The organism is Stenotrophomonas sp. KH_029, from assembly GCF_057839765.1.
Genome location: NZ_CM174498.1, coordinates 2158356 through 2172227, shown reverse-complemented (window position 1 = coordinate 2172227; position 13872 = coordinate 2158356). Strand labels below are relative to the sequence as shown.

The window sequence follows — 13872 nt, the reverse complement described above, 5'->3', positions numbered from 1 at the left end:
CTGGTGGGCAGCGCGTCAGCGCCCGGGAGTGGCCGGGATGCCGGGGATGGACAGCTGCCCGCGCAGCAACGGCGCTTCCGCGCGTGGAGTGGGCTGGACCAGTGCGTCCTGCGGCAGCGCGTGCGCCGGGTCTTCCAGGTGGGCCCACACCTGGTCCATCGCCGCGAACATATAGGGCAGCAGCGGTACATAGCGCTTCCGGTAGTCCGGGAAGGCCAGCAGCGAGTCGAAGTGCTGTGCGTGGTCCACCCGCCAATAGGCGATCTGCGCCCCGGCCTTGCGTGCGAGCGGCACGTAGCGATCGCTGGTCATGCCAATGGGCACCAGCCCGTCGTGGAGGCCGTGGATCACCACGATCGGCAGGCCGCGGCGCGGGGCCCTGGCAGCCGCCTCGGCGATGCCGGTGCGTACCCGCCGGGCATCGGCGCTGTCGCCCGTGCCGAGCGCGCGCAGGCAGTTCAGGCCGTGCAGCGGATCCTCTGCGGAGCGTGCCGCGTTGCCATCCACCAGCACCACGCCACTGCCCGGCGGGATGCCGCTGCCCTCGCTCCACCAGGTTGAACGAAGCCCGGCGGGCGCCGGACCGGGCCGGCCGTCGGTGCCAGTAGCCGAGAAGCCATATGCGCAAGGATGTTCGCCAGCGCCGTAGCGCCCGTAGGCCGAGGCATAGGTTGCCGCGATGGCGCGCCATAGATCCAGCCCGGTCGAGAACGCGCCGGCGCGAAGTGCGTCCTCGCCCAGGCCGGCGTCGGCAAGCTGCTGCCGCGCAGACCGTGCCTGTGCCGCGGTGTCATCGCCCTGCACCTGCCCGGCGGATTTCAGCGTGGCGCAACGCTGGGCCGATGCCGGCGCCAGCCGTGCCTGCAGGGGGGGCTGTGGCAGATCATCCAGGGCCAGCAATGCGCAGGGCATCAGCAGCGCGGCCTGGGTGACGAAATCGTACAGCGGCGGCGCACCGGCAACCGAGACGTTGGGTTCGCCGGCCACCATCGCATCGAACCAGTCGCCATCAATCTCCGCGGCACGCAGCACGGCGCCGCCGCCGTTGGACACCCCCACGCCCAGCGTGCGTGTATTGGCCGCGGTGAACGGTGCCGACCGGGGGTAGGCGCGGTCCAGTGCCTGCAGGCCGAACTGCAGTGCCTGCAGCAGGTGCCGGCCCCAATCCGCTTCCGGATTGTCGCCCGAATGGGCGTGTTTGAAGGCGATGCCGTGCGGGGTTGTCGCTTCCCCGGGAACGAAGGCCAACGCCCCCTGGGTGGCTGGCGTGCCGTCGGCCTGGAAACCGGCCCTGGCGTCCAGGTCGTAATAGTCGCTGCCGGCCCCCTTGTCGGTATAGGCGACGGCGCAGCCGTGGGCCAGGCCCCAGCTGCCGGCAACCGGAATGGCGCCATAGATGCCGCGCGAGCCGGAGGAGGCCGCGGCCACCAGGCAGGCGTGCGCGGGATCGAAGCTGTCGGGCACCTGCACCAGGACGCGATGGGGTTGGCGGGCGCCGGGGACGCGCGCATAGGCGGAGAACTCGCGACCAGGCGCCGCCTGCAGGTTGCCGTAGACATCGCCGAAGCCGCCGCCGGGAGTCAGGTCGGCGATGCCGCGCCAGCTGCTCCAGATCGCGCGGCGCCGGGCCTCGTCGGCCGTAGGCTGGGCCGGGCGGGCGAACGCCGGTGCGCTGGTCGAACGCAGGGCTTCGATGCCCAGGCCCGCCGTCAGCAGTTCATCGCTGCCGCGATGCTGGGTTTCCCGCCATTGCTCAAACACGGGAACTTCATCGGTGTGGCCGGGCGTGGCGGCAGTGGCGATGGCGGTGCCGCCGGACAACAGCGGCAGCATGGCCCAAAGCAGGGCAGCGGGGCGGGGGATGTTCATCGCGCCACACTAGCAAGCCGGGCGCGGCGCGCCAGCGTACCTAGGTACCCGTGCCGCACTGCAGGCGATTTGCTACTCTCGGCCGGACATGCCGAGCCTGCTTATCGCCGATGACCACCCCTTGTTCCGTGCGGCGCTGCATCGCGCCGCCGAAGAGGCGGTGGCCGATCTGCAGATCAGTGAGGCCGACTCGCTGCACGGCGTGCTGGAAACCATCGAGAACCAGCAGATCGACCTGATGCTGCTGGACCTGCATATGCCGGGCAATCACGGCCTTGCCGGGCTGGCGACCATCCGTGCATTGCAGCCGGGGTTGGCCATCATCATCGTCTCGGCCAACGAAGAGCCGCACGTGATCCGCCGTGCCATCGACCTGGGCGCGGCCGGCTATCTGCCCAAGAGTTCGGGGCTGACCGACCTGCAGTCGGCGCTGCAGAGCGTGCTCGATGGCGAACGCTGGATCCCGGCGCTGCTGCGCGAGCCGGTGGCGCGGGCGGCGCCGTTCGGCAAGGACGCCGACCTTGCCGCGCGCCTGGCCAGCCTGTCCACGCACCAGTACAGAGTGCTGAGCCTGGTGGCCGAAGGCCTGCTCAACAAGCAGATCGCCGACCGCCTGGGCGTGCAGTTGCGCACGGTCAAGGCGCACATGACCCGCATCATGGAGCGGCTGGGCGTACGCAACCGTGCGCAGGCCATCCGCGTGCTGCACGAAATGGGCTTGACCGATCCTTCCCGGCAGATCGATGAGGCGCGCGACGCCTGACCCGCGGCGAAGATGCTGAGCGGTGCGATGCCGGTCGCGCGCGCTCAGCTCGTTGCCGTGCCGGGGTTTGCCAGCAGGTGGTTGATCGCCCAGCGCAGCGCCAGCGGCTTGAACGGTTTGTTCAGCAGCGATAAGCCCACCCCGCGTACCGCCTCGCGCGTGTCGCTGCCGGTATCGGCGCTGAGGATCACCGTGGGCCGCTGCCCATGGGCGGCGACAAGGCGCGTCCAGAGCTTGACGCCGGTATCGCCATCATCGAGGTGGTAGTCGAACAGCCACAGCACCGCCTCCCGTGCCGACGCGCCCACCGCGCCGGCGTCGCGCACCGCGATGACATCGCAACCCCAGGACAGCAGCATCTGCCGCAATGCGTCCAGCGCGTCCGGGTCGTTGTCCACCACCAGCACGCGGATGCCCTTGATGGTGCTGTTGCCGCCGGCGGTGGGTTCAGTGCGCGGGGCCGTGGACGGGGCTGCGCGCGCCACGCCGATGGAGAAGGCCGAACCACGGCCGGGCACGCTGTGCAGGTCCAGCGGTGCATGCAGCAGGCCGGCAATCCGGTGCGCGATGGCCAGGCCGAGGCCCAGGCCCTGGCCATTGCTGCGGTCGCCGCGGTGGAATTCCTCGAACACCACCGCCTGCTGCTCCGCCGCGATGCCCGGGCCGCTGTCATGCACGCCGATGCGCAGCGTGTGGCCATGGCGGCGCACACCCAGCAGCACGCCGCCACGGCGGGTGTAGCCGATGGCATTGGCCAGGAAATTCTGCAGCACCCGGCGCAGCAGCAGCGGGTCGCTGTGTACCCAGGCGCGGGTACGCACATGGCGGAACTGCAGGCCACGCGCCGCTGCCAGCACGGCGAACTCCTGCGCCAGCGGATCAAGCACGGTCGACAGCGCGAACGGGCGCGGATCGGCCACCAGTCCGCCGGCTTCCAGCCGCGAAATATCCAGCAGGCCCGACAGCAGGTCGTCGGTGGAATCCAGGGCGCCGCGGATCTGGCGCAGGAAGCTGTCCAGGAACTCCGATTCGATGTGCTGGGACATCGCGTCGGTCAGCAACTGCGCCGCATGCAAGGGCTGGATCAGGTCGTGGCCGACCGCGGTGAGGAAACGTGTTTTGGCCACGTTGGCCCGTTCGGCCTCGTGCACCGCCTGCTCCAGCCTGGCGGTGCGGTCCTGCACGCGGCGCTCCAGGGTTTCGTTGCTGCGCTTGAGCGCGTCTTCGGCGCGGCGGAAGGCGGTGACATCGGTGAAGGTGGCCACGTAACCGCCACCGGGCATCGGGTTGCCGCGGATTTCGACGATGGTGCTGTCGGGGAATATCCGCTCGGACAGATGCGGGGTGCCACGGCGCATGTGCGCCACGCGGCGCAGCAATGCCTTGTCGGGGGTGTCGCCGGGGATATCGCCGATCTTCAGTTGGCCCAACGCCCACGCGGTAAGGTTGACCACCGGCTGCCCCACCTGCAGCAGCTCCGGCGGGAACTTGAACAGCGCGGCATAGCGGCTGTTCCAGGCCACCAGCTGCAACTGGGCATCGACCACGCTGATGCCCTGGCTCATGTTCTCCAGCGCGGCTTCCAGCAGGCGCTGGTTGAAGCGCAGCACCTGGGTGGCTTCGCCGACGGCACGGGTAACCGCCTCCAATGGCGCGGCGCCGCCATCGCGTGCGGCCTCCACCAGCAACCGTGCCATGCCCGCGCCAACCACGGCGGTCAGTTCACGTTCGATGGCGGTGACCCGGTCGTCATCCAGCATCTGCCCGGCGTGCCCGTCCATCAACTGCCGTGCCCGTTCCTGGCCGAGGAAGCGACCGGCCGTCTTGCGCATCGAGGCTGCCGCCACCGCGTCCCTCCGCCGTGGCAACGAGGGGCGCACCGCACGCGACACCAGCACCACGGTCACCAGGTTGGCCGCCAGGCTGGCGCCCATGCTGAAGGCGATATGGCCCGGCTGCACGCGCAGCGAGAACATCGCCAGCCAGTGCAGCCCGTCGGGGCCGGCCGAAGGCGGCCGGTCCGGGACCACCATCGGCAGCAGCACCAGCCACAGCCAGACCAGCGAGCCCAGCGCGATGCCGGCGATGATGGCCGGGGAGGGCGTGCGCGGGCGGTACACCGCCAACAGTACCGCCGGCGCCAGCTGCGACAGCGCGGTGAACGACATCAGGCCGAAATCGCTGAGCGCCTCGGTGCCGCTCATCGCGCGGCTGTACAGCCACGACATCAGGAATACCGCCAGGATGCCGGCGCGACGGAAGGCCAGCACGCGCGGGCGCAGGTCGGCGGGGGTAACCCCACCCTCCACGCCGCCCAGCAGGCGTGAGCCCACGCCGTGGTTGCCCAGCATGATCGACAGGGTCAACCCGGACAGGATCATCATGCCGGTGGCAGCGCTCAGGCTGCCCAGGTAGGCAAGCAACGCCAGCAGGTGGTGGCCGCGCGCCTGCGGCAGGGCCAGCACGTACAGGTCCGGCGACACCGCAGCCGGCAACTGTGCGGCACCGGACAGCGCCATCGGCACCGATGGCAGGCCGATCAACAACAGGTAGAGCGGGAACAGCCAGCGCGCCGTCTTCAGGTCCGAGGGCTGGCGCAGTTCAACCACGCCCACATGGAACTGATGGGGCAGGGTGAACGCCGCCATCGCACCGAGCGCGACCATGGTGAGGAAATCCGGGATGACCGCCGGCGGTGGCAGATGCACCATCTTTTCCAGCAGGGGCGTGCCGGCCTGGTGTACCGATACCCCGGCGTACACGCCGATGGCCAGCAGCGCCACCAGCTTCAACATCGACTCCAGGCCCAGCGCGACCACGATGCCGCGGTTGTGCTCGGTGGCCGACGCCTTGCGCGCACCGAACAGCATGGTGAACGCCGCCATCGTCAGCGCGAACCAGAACGACATGTCCAGCTGCCACGCGCTGCTGGCGACTGCATCGCCGAGCAGGGCGCGCAGGCCCTGGCTGACGGCTTTGAGCTGCAGCGCGATGTAGGGAATGATACCGAACAGGGCGACCAGGGTGATGGTGACCCCAAGCCCCTGGTCGGCACGCAGCCGCGCGACCACCAGGTCGGCGATGGTGGCGCTGTTGTGCTGCTTGGCCAGCCGCCCGAGCCGCGCCAGGAACGGCAGGCCGAAGGAGAAGATCAGCGCCATGCCGATCAGGGTCGGCGGGATCGGGAAGCCCCATTGCACGCCCTGCGAGGCGGCGCCGTAATAGGTCCATGCCGTGCAGTGCACGCCCAGCGACAGCGCGTAGATGGCCGGCCAGACCCGGGCAAGCCGGTGCCCCTGGCGCTCCCCCCACAGGGCCACGCCGAACAGCAGCGCGGTCCATGCCAGGCAGGCGAACAGGACGATGGAGGGGGTCAACATCGCTCCAGTGTAGAGAGAACCGCGGCCGGCCGGCAGCAGGCCGGCCATGCGCGGTGGGGCAGGGCGGGGCTAGGCGGTCACGATCAGCGACAGTTGTTCGGCCACCAGTGCCACCTCGCCAGCGGGGACCACTTCCACCGCCTTGTGCTGGGTCAGCAACCATTGCCCGGGATGGCGTGCCTCCAGCGACACCAGCCGCGAGCGCACCCGCACCTGCGAACCGCTGGGCACCGGCGCCAGAAAGCGCACCTTGTTCAAGCCATAGTTCAATACGTGGGCGATGCCAGGGAAGCCGGCCAGGGCAGCCACATCGTCTTCGACGGTGAGCGAGAGCAGCAGGAAACCGTGGGCGATGGTCTGCCCGCCCGGCAATCCGGCCTTTGCCCGGGCCGGGTCGACGTGGATCCAGTTGTGGTCGCCGGTGGCGGTGGCGAAGGCGTCGATGCGCGATTGCGCCAGCCGCGTGTTGCCGCTCAGCCGCTCGTTCGCCGCCCATTGCTGTAGGGCCTGCAGGGCGGCGGGCAGTTCAGTGGCCGTGACGGCGGCGCTCATCGCACGCGCTCCAGCAAGGCCAGGATGGCCTCACGCGCCTCGGGTTCGGACAGGGTGGGCGCATGCCCGACATCGGGCACTTCGACCAGGCGGGCGCTGGCCGAGGTCGCCGCCATCTGCCGCGCGACATCGGCCGGCAATATGTCCGACAACGCCCCGCGAACCACCAGCACCGGCACGCGCGCGGTCAACGCACGCACCGCGCGCCACAGCACCGGGCGCAGCAGCCACAACACCCACGGCCGGGTGGTGCGGATGATCGCCGGGTCGTAGTCCAGTTCCAGCAGCCCATCCTCGCGCCGGCGGAAGCTGCGCGAGGCCATCGCCCGCCAGTCATCGCCGGTGAAGCGCGGGAACGCCGCCTTGCCGATGGATTCCACATAGGCCGTGGCCTGGGCCAGATCCATCGGCGGCACCGGCTTTCCGGCATATTTGCCGATCCGCGCCAGGGCCTGGCGCGGCACCTTGGGGCCGGCATCATTGAGCACCGCGGCGGCAACCCGTTCCGGCGCGCGCGAGGCCAGGGTGATGGTGACCAGCACGCCCAGCGAGGTGCCGATGAACACGGCCTTGTCGATGTTCTGCGACTGCAGCAGCGCCACCATGTCGTCGGCATACGCGCGCGGGTTGTAAGCGGAAGGGTCCGGCGAACGTGCTGAACCTGCACGCCCACGCAGGTCGACGGCAAGCACGCGCCAACCGACGGCGGTCAGCGACTGGGCAAGGGCATCGAAGTCGGCGGCATTGCGGGTCAAGCCCGGAATGCAGACCACCGTGCCGCGGGCCGATTGGCCCGCCGCCGGTGCATGGTCGCGCGCATGCAGGCGCAGGCCATCGCTGCTGTTCCAGTACAGGTCATGGTAAGACGGCGTCATGCAGGTGCTTCCTAGAAATCGTAACGGACGCTGAGGCTATATTGGCGTGGCGGGCCATAGAAACCAATCAGCGTGCCGACCGCCGGAATGTTGTAGCCGGTGGTGCGGTACTCCTTGTCGGCCAGGTTGGTGCCCTGCAGCGAGAAGGTCCAGGCGTCGTCGAGCTTCCAGATCACACCGGCATTGACCAGCCCATAGCCCTCCTGGCGAATGACCGGGCTCAGGTCGGTGGTCGGCCACACCTCGCCCTGGTAGCTGTAGCTCACCCGTGCCGAGAGGTTGCCGGCATTGCCCAGCGCGGTGCGGTACTCCACGTTCAGGGCACCGGAGAAATCCGGCGCATTGGTGAACTTCATGCGGTCGGCCACGTTGATGCCGCGGTCCATGTACTCGTCGTACTTGGTGTCCAGCCAGGCCAGGTTGCCGGAGATCAGCCAGTGCTGGGTGGGCAGGTACTGGTACTCGATCTCCAGGCCGTTGACCGTGCCTGAGCCGGCATTGGTGAAGTCGCCGAAGAAGGCATCATCGACGCCATCGCCATTGCTATCGATGCCGGTGAACACCGACAGCTGGATGTCCTTGTACTTGTTGTGGAACGCCGACAGGTTCAGGAACAGGCGCTGGTCGAGGAAGGCCATCTTGCTGCCGATCTCGAAGCTGTCGACGGTCTCGTCATCGAACGGCTCGGCCGAGCGCGGCACCGCCACGGCATTGGCGCGGATGTTGTACCCGCCGGACTTGAAGCCTCGCGTTGCCAGCCCGTAAACCATGATGTCCGGGGTGATCTGGTAGTCCAGCGACACCTTGGGCGAGACGTTCTTGAAGTTGGTTTTCTTGTCGAAGTTCGCGGTCACCGCGACCGGCCGGCTGAAGGTCGCATCGGAATACAGACGGTTGAGCACGATCGCGCGCTTGTCCTCGTCGGTGTAGCGGGCACCCACATCCAGCTTGAGCTTGCTGGTCAGGTCGAAGGTCCAATCGGCATACAGCGCGATGCTGTCGGTCAGCACCTTGCCCTGGTTGTCGGCGAACTGGGCGCTGAAGTAGTTGTTCTGGATCTGCCCGCCGGCTTCACCGCTGAACTGATAGAGACCCACCACGCCGCGCACGCGGCCGCCGGCATCGTAGTTGACCTGCACCTCGTTGCTGACCTGGCTGTCGCTGTAGGTACCGCCCACGTCGGCCAGCTTGACCGGGGTGGTGTCGAAGTCGATGTTGGCCTCACTGTCCGATTCGCGCTTGGCCACCACGTACTTCACCGCCACGTCCTCGCTGGGCCGCCAGTTCACCGTGGCCGAGGCCCCCTTGGTCTCCACGCTGTTGAGGTTGCGCATGCCCGAGCGGATGTCGTAGCGGCTATCCATCGGCGGGTAGGCCCGCAGGAATGGATTGGGTGCCAGCATCTTGGAGCCACGCATGCCGGATTGGTCGTCCATCCAGTCCAGGGCGAACTGCACGTCGAAATCGTCGCCCGCATAGGCGCCCAGGTTCAATCGCGCCGCATTGATCTGCTTGTCGCTGATCGGCTGGCCGTTGAAGGTGTTCTCGCCGAAGCCATCGCGGTTCATGCTGGCCACCGCCACGCGCGCGCGTAGGCCGCTGTCGGGCCCGCCCAGCGGGCCGCCGATGGCCGCCTTGGCGTCGAGTTGGCTGTAGTTGCCCACGGTGATCTGGGCGAAGCCTTCGGTCTGGGTGGGCAGGCCGCGCGAGATGTACTTGATCGCGCCGCCAATGGTGTTCTTGCCATACAGCGTGCCCTGCGGGCCACGCAGCACCTCGATGCGCGATACGTCGAAGACATCCAGCAGCGCACCCTGCGGGCGCGCGATATAGACATCGTCCAGGTAGATGCCCACGCCCGGGTCCGCCCCCCAGGTCGGATCGGACTGGCCAATGCCGCGGATATAGGCGGTCACCGTGCTGCTGGCACCGCGCGCGGCGTAGATGGTCAGGTTGGGCACCTGTCCGTCGAGGTCGCTGATGTCCTGCACGTTCATCTTGTCCAGGGCTTCGGAGGTGAAGGCGGTGACCGCAATCGGTACCTCCTGCAGGGTTTCCTCGCGCTTGCGCGCGGTGACCGTGATGCTGTCCAGATTGGTGGCCGAAGCGGTCCTGCCTGCCGTCGGCGCGGCCTGTGGCGCCTGCTGCGCCAGTGCCGGCGCGGAGGCCAGCAGCGCGCCGATCATAAGACTCAGACAATTCCGTTTCATTCGGTCCTCCCCCAAGGCAATACGTTGCAGATGGCCCAATGCCACCCATGGAGCGCAGGCTACCGGTGCCGTGGCGCACCGGCGAGTGGACCTAGGTCCAGTCGGCAGCGCCGACCAGATCCGGATACTGGGCGCGTCCCTACCTGGAAGCGCCCCATGTCGTTACTGATCGTCCTAGCCGCATTGGGCTTCCTGATATTTGTGGCCTACCGCGGTTACAGCGTGATCCTGTTCGCGCCCATCGCCGCCCTCGGCGCGGTGCTGCTGACCGATCCCTCGCTGGTGGCGCCGATGTTCACCGGCTTGTTCATGGACAAGATGGTCGGCTTCCTGAAGCTCTATTTCCCGGTGTTCCTGCTGGGCGCGGTGTTCGGCAAGCTGATCGAACTGTCCGGCTTTTCCCGGTCCATCGTCGGCGCGGCGATCGCGCTGTTCGGCCCGCAGCGGGCGATGCTGTCGATCGTGCTGGTATCGGGCCTGCTCACCTATGGCGGGGTGTCGCTGTTCGTGGTGGTGTTCGCGGTGTATCCGTTCGCGGCCGAGATGTTCCGCCAGAGCAATATCCCCAAGCGGCTGATCCCGGCCACGCTGGGGGTGGGCGGTTTCAGCTTCACCATGGATGCGCTGCCGGGTACCCCGCAGATACAGAACATCATCCCGACCACGTTCTTCGGCACCGACACCTGGGCAGCGCCGGTGCTGGGCACGCTTGGCAGCCTCTTCGTGCTGGCGATGGGCATGGCCTACCTGGAGTGGCGCCGTCGCGCCGCGGCGCGCAATGGCGAGGGCTACGGCGACCCGGCCACCCTGGTCAATGAGCCGGCACCGTTCGCCGGCACCCATCTGGCGCATGCAGGCATCGCCATGTTGCCGCTGCTGCTGGTGTTCGTCTCCAACAAGCTGTTCACCCTGGGCATGCCGCACTGGTATGGCAGCGAGCACAGCTTCGTGCCATCGATCCTGGGCAGTGCCGCGCCCGTGGTGCAGGACGTGGCCAAGATCGGGGCGATCTGGGCCGTGGTGGGGGCGCTGCTGGTCGGCATCCTGTCGGTGCTGGCGCTGGCCTGGCGGCCGGTAGTCACGCAGTTTGCCGACGGCACCCGGACCGCGATCAGCGGTGCGGTGCTGGCCGCCATGAACACCGCGTCCGAGTACGGCTTCGGTGCGGTGATCGCCGCCTTGCCGGGTTTCATGATGGTGGCCAACGCACTGGGCGCGATCAAGGATCCGCTGCTGCATGAAGCGGTCACGGTGACCGGCCTGGCCGGCGTCACCGGCTCGGCGTCCGGCGGCATGAGCATCGCCCTGGCGGCGATGTCGGAAACCTTCATCGCCAATGCGCAGGCTGCCGGCATCCCGATGGAGGTACTGCACCGCGTCGCCGCGATGGCCTCCGGCGGCATGGACAGCCTGCCGCACAACGGTGCGGTCATCACCCTGCTGATGGTGACCGGGCTGACCCATCGCCAGGCCTACAAAGACCTCTTTGCCGTGACCCTCATCAAGACCCTCGCGGTGTTCGTGGTGATCGGCATCTATTACGCCACCGGCTGGGTGTGACAGCGGCGTCGCAGCAACCCTCGGGAAGGCGGGTCCACGAGGATTTCCGGTACCACTTCATCCACGACTCACGCATGAGGATCTGGCTATGAAATTTGGAATCGATTCGATCAAGACCGCACTACTGGTGCTGTGCACCTGGCTGGCGACGGCGGGCAGCGCCGTTGCGGCAAGCCCCGGGCATTGGGATGTGGGCCTGTACGGCAATATTTTCGGTGCCCGCGAGTACCAGGTGTGGGTGCCGGCCGATTACCAGGAAACCCAGCCGCTGCCCGTGCTGCTGGTGCTGCACGGCTGCGTCACCGGGCCGAATCTGATGGGCGAGGCCTCCGGCTTCAACGAAGTTGCCGATACCGAAGGCTTCATCGTGGTGTACCCCCGCCAGAACCTCACCGCCAACCCGGCGCGCTGCTGGAACTGGCAGCTGCCGATCAACCAGGCGCGCGGCAGCGGCGAGGCCTCGATCCTGGCCGGGATCGTGGACGAGGTGAAGGCGGACTACAACGTCGACCCGCGCCGGGTCTACGTCACCGGCATTTCCGCCGGCGGGGCGATGACCTCGATCATGCTGGCCTGCTATTCGGACGTGTTCGCCGCCGGCGCGGTGCATTCCGGCGGCATGTACAAGGGCGCCACCACGGTATCCGGCAGCGCCTACGCGCTGTTGGCCGGCAGCATCTACTCGCCGGACAGCAACGGGCGGCTGGCCTGGCAGTGCTCGGGCTCGCCGTCGCCGCGCCCGATCCCGTTGCTGGTGTTCCATGGCACCGTCGATACCACGGTCAACCCGGTGAACGGACAGCAGGCCGTGCGCCAGTTCCTGCAGACCAACGACCTGGCCGATGACGGCCAGGACAACGACTCGGTGAAGTACCAGCCAACCAGCACCATCGCCGGACAGGTGCCGGGCGGGCATGCCTATACGGTCTACAACTACACCTACGGCGGCAAGACCCTGGCCCAGCACTACGTCGTGCAGGGGATGGGGCATGCGTGGAGCGGGAGCCAGTCCGGGTTGCCGTTTACCGACCCCAAGGGGCCGGATGCGACCTTGATTACCTGGTTGTTCCTGAAGGATCACCTGCGCTGAGCACAGGGATCGCCAGAGCGGTCAATGGGCGGGGCAGGGACGTGAGGGGAGGGGAGTGATCGCCAGTGCGGGAGCTGACTGCTCCCGCACGGGTGTTTGGCCTTTTGGGGATATCCAGGGGTCTAGGGTTTCACTGCGATGGGGAGCGACTTGGCTCTCGCCCAGACCATTTTCTGCCGGGGTGGCAGTGACAACGTCGCGATTAGGGATGTTTCTCGGAGATAGAGCAGAGAACTCGGTACACGGCATACGAGGAGCAAGCCCGTGTCATCCCATCAGCCGGCGATTCAGCGTTCGATACTAAACACAGCCTGATGAGAACCCAGCAGCCTCAGAGCGATCCATAAGACGGCGCGGCGATCGAGATCTATGTGCTACTGGCTGGCAGCAATTGCGCCCAGAACGCTTCCGCATCACGTCGGCGCAGATCGATGACATCTAATCCAGAGTGAGAGGAGTGGCCGAGCCTGTGACCGGTCATCTCGGCACCGGTCACTTCAAAAGCCAGCTCCAAGTAGGGCACCAAGATCAGTGCATATGGTTCGTTCAAATCGATGCCATTCGAGGTCAGTGTGGTTGGTGCCAGCGCAACAGTGAATGTGAGCGCTGGATCTAGAGTTAGTGTCAGAGACCAGTGGTCACCTGCGCGTTGAATCCAGAGAACGACAGTGCCTGGGTAGTGGGTGAGATTCGCAATTGAGGGGTCCGCCGCAAATGTCGCGGCGCCCCTCACATGAGGCTTCTGCTTATAGCCTTTTTGCGGCCAAAGACCCCGACGAAGTTCCTCTGTGTTGGGTTCTTGCAGAAACGCCTCGCCGAATATCCCGTAACCGATGCCCAAGGCGAGCTTACAGATGAATCTGTGATCGAATTGCATGGCCATGCCCGCGCGAGCGTGCATCGTTCCTGAGTTGAGTTGGGCACGGATGGCTTCCAGCGCTATGGTTCCAATCGGGCCGGGAAGATCAAAACCAGGCAGAGTGTCCACTAACTCAACCCCGTTCGCATCCACGATCTTTGCGCCCAATATCTTGCGAACGCGCTTCTTCGCGAACATTCGATGAAGACTGGCCAAGCCTAGCTGAAGCCCAACCTCGTCGGCCCGAGTTGGGAAAAAGTAGGCCACGGAGGATTTTCGCTTAGCGTCGATGGGGTTTCCGCCAGCGTATACATCCATGCGATCATCATGTGGCCGCACCCAGATGAGCGTCTCACCAAATGGTCCGATCCAATGCTCGGCGACATGTCCTTCTGGCATAGTAAGGCCTGAAATACGTGCATGCCCGATATAGGAGAAAGGCAATCCCGGATCGTTCTCCGACATACATAGGACCCGAGCCGCGCTAGCTAGTGCATTGGTCGTAGCCCAAGCCTTGGCGTAAGCGGCATCCACAAACAAACCTAGGATGTTGTTGCAACGTGTGCACACGTTGGTCAAATGAAAGCGCTTCGGTGCAGCATCTCCTCCGAGAAACTGGGGAACAGCATGTTCCAAGCTAGAGTCACCTTGTGACTTGGTCTCCGCGCAATACAGACAATCAAACATGCTTAGCCTCATCGCCAAATTGGCTCT

At 66.7% G+C, this 13872-nt stretch carries 9 protein-coding genes; 3 read left to right on the top strand and 6 right to left on the bottom strand.

What is annotated here, in order from left to right:
• Positions 1-15: 15 nt before the first annotated feature.
• Entirely contained in the window at positions 16-1869 is a 1854-nt protein-coding gene (locus AC3ITM_RS09925) for a 3-hydroxybutyrate oligomer hydrolase family protein (protein ID WP_489264650.1), read from the bottom strand.
• Positions 1870-1957: 88 nt separating this feature from the next.
• Between AC3ITM_RS09925 and AC3ITM_RS09920 the strand changes: the two genes are divergently transcribed.
• A complete protein-coding gene (locus AC3ITM_RS09920) occupies positions 1958-2632 on the top strand; it encodes a response regulator transcription factor (RefSeq protein WP_228886973.1) in 675 nt (224 codons plus the stop codon).
• Positions 2633-2676: 44 nt separating this feature from the next.
• On the opposite strand, the gene AC3ITM_RS09915 is transcribed toward AC3ITM_RS09920, so the two are convergent.
• From AC3ITM_RS09915 to AC3ITM_RS09900, 4 genes are all read right to left on the bottom strand, one after another.
• Positions 2677-6012: a hybrid sensor histidine kinase/response regulator gene (locus tag AC3ITM_RS09915; protein WP_489264647.1), complete on the bottom strand. Its 3336-nt coding sequence runs from the start codon at positions 6010-6012 to the stop codon at positions 2677-2679.
• 69 nt (positions 6013-6081) lie between these two features.
• Complete coding sequence (locus AC3ITM_RS09910) at positions 6082-6564, bottom strand: MaoC family dehydratase (protein WP_489264646.1); 483 nt, start codon at positions 6562-6564, stop codon at positions 6082-6084.
• Positions 6561-7439 (bottom strand): alpha/beta fold hydrolase, encoded by an 879-nt coding sequence (locus AC3ITM_RS09905; RefSeq protein ID WP_489264645.1) that lies wholly within the window; start codon positions 7437-7439, stop codon positions 6561-6563. Before AC3ITM_RS09905 ends, AC3ITM_RS09910 begins: the two co-directional genes overlap by 4 nt.
• 11 nt (positions 7440-7450) lie before the next feature.
• Positions 7451-9625: a TonB-dependent receptor gene (locus AC3ITM_RS09900; protein ID WP_489264644.1), complete on the bottom strand. Its 2175-nt coding sequence runs from the start codon at positions 9623-9625 to the stop codon at positions 7451-7453.
• 180 nt (positions 9626-9805) lie between these two features.
• Here AC3ITM_RS09900 and AC3ITM_RS09895 point away from each other — a divergent pair, with 180 nt between their 5' ends.
• Complete coding sequence (locus AC3ITM_RS09895; protein WP_489270003.1) at positions 9806-11209, top strand: GntP family permease; 1404 nt, start codon at positions 9806-9808, stop codon at positions 11207-11209.
• Positions 11210-11297: 88 nt separating this feature from the next.
• Positions 11298-12299 (top strand): extracellular catalytic domain type 1 short-chain-length polyhydroxyalkanoate depolymerase, encoded by a 1002-nt coding sequence (locus AC3ITM_RS09890; RefSeq protein ID WP_489270002.1) that lies wholly within the window; start codon positions 11298-11300, stop codon positions 12297-12299.
• Positions 12300-12666: 367 nt separating this feature from the next.
• Here AC3ITM_RS09890 and AC3ITM_RS09885 read toward each other — a convergent pair whose 3' ends face one another.
• On the bottom strand, positions 12667-13845 hold the full coding sequence (locus tag AC3ITM_RS09885; protein ID WP_489270001.1) for an HNH endonuclease: 1179 nt from the start codon (positions 13843-13845) through the stop codon (positions 12667-12669).
• Between the last annotated feature and the right edge of the window lie 27 nt (positions 13846-13872).

Excerpts from the sequence above, each read along its gene's own strand:
- AC3ITM_RS09925 (WP_489264650.1), bottom strand. The coding sequence starts at position 1,869 with ATGAACATCCCCCGCCCCGCTGCCCTGCTTTGGGCCATGCTGCCGCTG.
- AC3ITM_RS09920 (WP_228886973.1), top strand. The coding sequence starts at position 1,958 with ATGCCGAGCCTGCTTATCGCCGATGACCACCCCTTGTTCCGTGCGGCG.
- AC3ITM_RS09915 (WP_489264647.1), bottom strand. The coding sequence starts at position 6,012 with ATGTTGACCCCCTCCATCGTCCTGTTCGCCTGCCTGGCATGGACCGCG.
- AC3ITM_RS09910 (WP_489264646.1), bottom strand. The coding sequence starts at position 6,564 with ATGAGCGCCGCCGTCACGGCCACTGAACTGCCCGCCGCCCTGCAGGCC.
- AC3ITM_RS09905 (WP_489264645.1), bottom strand. The coding sequence starts at position 7,439 with ATGACGCCGTCTTACCATGACCTGTACTGGAACAGCAGCGATGGCCTG.
- AC3ITM_RS09900 (WP_489264644.1), bottom strand. The coding sequence starts at position 9,625 with ATGATCGGCGCGCTGCTGGCCTCCGCGCCGGCACTGGCGCAGCAGGCG.
- AC3ITM_RS09895 (WP_489270003.1), top strand. The coding sequence starts at position 9,806 with ATGTCGTTACTGATCGTCCTAGCCGCATTGGGCTTCCTGATATTTGTG.
- AC3ITM_RS09890 (WP_489270002.1), top strand. The coding sequence starts at position 11,298 with ATGAAATTTGGAATCGATTCGATCAAGACCGCACTACTGGTGCTGTGC.
- AC3ITM_RS09885 (WP_489270001.1), bottom strand. The coding sequence starts at position 13,845 with ATGTTTGATTGTCTGTATTGCGCGGAGACCAAGTCACAAGGTGACTCT.